The sequence below is a fragment of the Alkalibacterium sp. m-11 genome (genome assembly GCF_054658155.1).
Window position 1 is genome coordinate 1 of sequence record NZ_BAAGIR010000198.1, and the last position, 2,821, is coordinate 2,821.

Annotated in this window: 3 protein-coding genes; all 3 read left to right on the top strand. The window is 31.6% G+C overall.

Annotated features, from left to right (window positions below; genetic code table 11):
• Window positions 1-136 precede the first annotated feature (136 nt).
• Genes ACYQ2O_RS11545 through panC form a run of 3 tightly spaced genes read left to right on the top strand, consistent with a single transcriptional unit; the run spans window position 137 to window position 2,717 of the window.
• The gene (locus tag ACYQ2O_RS11545; RefSeq protein WP_002349114.1) at window positions 137-997 is read left to right on the top strand and encodes a Rossmann-like and DUF2520 domain-containing protein; all 861 of its coding nucleotides are present in this window, start codon (window positions 137-139) and stop codon (window positions 995-997) included.
• An 11-nt stretch (window positions 998-1,008) separates the two neighbouring features.
• On the top strand, window positions 1,009-1,836 hold the full coding sequence (gene panB / locus ACYQ2O_RS11550) for a 3-methyl-2-oxobutanoate hydroxymethyltransferase (RefSeq protein ID WP_346024866.1): 828 nt from the start codon (window positions 1,009-1,011) through the stop codon (window positions 1,834-1,836).
• 14 nt (window positions 1,837-1,850) lie between these two features.
• Window positions 1,851-2,717 (top strand): pantoate--beta-alanine ligase, encoded by an 867-nt coding sequence (gene panC, locus ACYQ2O_RS11555; protein WP_346024867.1) that lies wholly within the window; start codon window positions 1,851-1,853, stop codon window positions 2,715-2,717.
• The last annotated feature ends 104 nt before the right edge of the window (window positions 2,718-2,821 follow it).

Here is a 2,821-nt window from a genome sequence, read left to right on the forward strand (position 1 = left end):
GGGGATAGTTTGGTAGTCGGATACCTACTATTTTACCGATAAATGAGGGAGGGGCAAGTGTTTTTTGTCTTTTCCTTGATAGAACAACGGTTATAGACCTTTAAGAACAAAAAAATTTGACAGTAACCACTTCTTTATGGAGGTGATAATTATGAACGTTGGTTTTATTGGAGCCGGCAAGGTAGGTTGTTCATTCGGGAAGTATTTCCAGGAACATAAAATACAAGTAACAGGATTTTATAGTAAAAGCGAAGACTCGTCATTAGCAGCTTCGAATTTTACATCTAGTAAACAATATTTAAACTTAAGAGAATTAGTAGATGAAAATGATACTATTTTCATTACGACTCCTGATGGTCAAATTCAGGAGGTATGGCAAGAAATTAAAAATTATCAAATCAAAAACAAATTAATCTGCCATTGCAGTGGTGCAATATCTTCAGATATCTTTTCAAATATACAGGACTATGGTGCTTATGGTTATTCTGTCCATCCTATGTTTTCAATATCAGATAAATATAATTCATACAAAAAATTAAAAAAATCTTTTATAACAATTGAAGGCGATGAAAAATATGCAAAGTTTTTATGTGATTTCTTCAAAAAGTTAGGTAATAGTACTGTAATAGTATCTAAGGAGAATAAATCTCTTTATCATGCCGCATCAGTAGTATCTAGTAACCTTGTGCTAGGACTTATTAATACAAGCGTTACATATCTAATTCAATGTGGATTTACTGAAAAAATGGCAATTGAAGCTTTATATCCATTAATTGAATTTAATATTAGAAATATAAAAGAAAAAGGAATTATAGAAAGTTTGACAGGGCCAGTTGAACGTTGTGATATTTCAACAATTAAAGGTCACTGTGAAGTTTTATCAGATGAAGACAGAGCTTTATATATGCTATTATCAAAAAATGTATTAGAGATAGCTATGTTAAAAAATATTAATAGAGATTATAGTGAATTAGAAAAGTATTTAGGAGAGAGTTAGGAGAGAGATAGATGAAAAATACAGCAGTTACATTTAAAGAATCTAAATTAAGAAATGAAAAATTAACAATGCTTACAGCTTATGACTATTCAACAGCAAAAATAATTGATGAAGCTGGGATAAATGGAATATTAGTAGGAGATTCTCTTGGTATGGTATGTCTAGGACATGAAGATACACTTTCAGTAACTATGGAAGACATGATTCATCATACTAGAGCAGTTACAAGAGGAGCTAAGAACACTTTAGTTGTTGCAGATATGCCATTTATGTCTTATCAAACTTCAGTATATGATTCAGTAGTTAATGCAGGAAGATTAATAAAAGAAGGACGAGCTCAGGTTGTTAAATTAGAAGGAGGGATAGAAGTATGCGATAAAATAGAGGCTATAGTAAAGGCTTCTATACCTGTTATGGCGCATATAGGTTTAACACCCCAATCTGTTAATGCATTTGGAGGATTTAAGGTACAAGGAAAGGACAAGGAAGCTGCTAAAGAATTAATAAGAGCTGCTAAAGCTGTAGAAAAAGCAGGAGCATTCGCTGTAGTGTTAGAATGTGTTCCAACTAAGCTTGCAGAGTTAATTTCTAAAGAGATATCAATACCTACAATTGGTATTGGAGCAGGTGCAGGGTGTGATGGACAAATTCTTGTATATCAAGATATGTTGGGGATGTATAGTGATTTTACCCCTAAATTTGTGAAGAAATATGCTGATTTATCAGAAGAGATGAATAAAGCATTTACAAAATATATAGAGGAAGTAAAAGATGGAGTTTTTCCAGGTCCAGAACATGGGTTTAAAATAAGTGATGATGTTTTAGAAAAATTATATTAAAAGGGTCAAGAAATATGGTTATATTTAAAACAGTAAATGATGTTAGAAGTCAAGTAAAAGAGTGGAAAAAACAAGGCTTAAAGGTAGGATTAGTTCCTACTATGGGATATTTACATGAAGGTCATGAAAGTTTAATTAGAAAAGCATCAAAAGAAAATGATAAAGTTGTTGTAAGTATCTTTGTAAATCCAACTCAGTTTGGGAAAAATGAAGATTTAGGTAGTTATCCAAGAGACTTAGAAAGAGATATAGAAGTATGCACAAGAGGTAGAGCAACAGCAATATTTAATCCTGAAGTTGAAGAGATGTATTGTGACAATGCAAGTACTTTTGTTAATATAACTGGATTAACAGAAGGTTTATGTGGAGCTAGTAGGCCAATACATTTTAGAGGGGTTTGCACTGTTGTAAGTAAATTATTTAACACAATACCAGCAGATAGAGCTTATTTTGGAGAAAAGGATGCACAACAGTTAGCTGTAATTCAAAGAATGGTTAGGGACCTTAATATTGATATAGACGTTGTAGGGTGTCCAATTATAAGGGAAGAGGATGGACTAGCTAAAAGTTCTAGAAACACATACCTAAGTTTAGAGGAAAGATCTTCAGCTACTATTTTAAATAAATCTTTAACTTTAGCTAAGGAAGCCTTAAATAATGGAGAGAGAGATAGCTTAAAAATAATTGAGATAATAAGTAAAAATATAAATACTTATAATTTGGCAAAGATTGATTATGTAGAAGTTGTTGATTCTTTATCATTACAAAGAGTAAATTATATTGAAAAATCAGTTTTAGTTGCAATAGCAGTATTTATAGGAAAAACAAGATTAATAGATAATTTTACATTTGAATTACAGGAACTGTCAAATTTTTTATGAAAACTAAAAATTAAAGGTGGTGAAGGCCCACTGACTATACCAATCGGAGCCGCATTTGCCCTTGACAAACACTTGAATGGTTTCAGTTAAGGTCACAAGGGTGA